The organism is Billgrantia ethanolica, assembly GCF_021404305.1.
GTDB classification, from domain to species: Bacteria; Pseudomonadota; Gammaproteobacteria; order Pseudomonadales; family Halomonadaceae; genus Halomonas; species Halomonas ethanolica.
Genome location: NZ_JABFTX010000041.1, coordinates 1 through 316 on the forward strand (window position 1 = coordinate 1; position 316 = coordinate 316).

Consider the following 316-nt stretch of genomic DNA (forward strand, 5'->3'; position numbering starts at 1 on the left):
TAACCACACAGAAGCGAAGGAACAAGATTCTAAAAAATTCTACAATCACAAGAATGGCAGCAAATAACAAAATTCCTAATCGGAGATATGTTCCCATATCTGCATACTCTGGGCTTTCTGCCAAGCTAGGCACTAGAGCACTGCCTTGGGGAAAGAAAAAAACCGCCGACGCTGAAAAAAGCGCCGGCGGCTTTAGATAACCCCGCTCTCATCTCAACCGCGAAAGGCTGCCTCGATCTCGGCGATGTCGATTTTCCTCATCGTCATCATGGCATCGAACGCCCGCTTGGCGGCGGCACGGTCGGGGCTGGTGAAC

1 protein-coding gene is annotated in these 316 nt (G+C 50.6%); it reads left to right on the forward strand.

Features of this window, described 5'->3' with window-relative positions:
- A partial coding sequence (locus tag HOP53_RS21425) for a hypothetical protein (RefSeq protein ID WP_234271878.1) occupies positions 1–200 on the forward strand: 200 nt, incomplete at its 5' end.
- Positions 201–316: the final 116 nt, after the last annotated feature.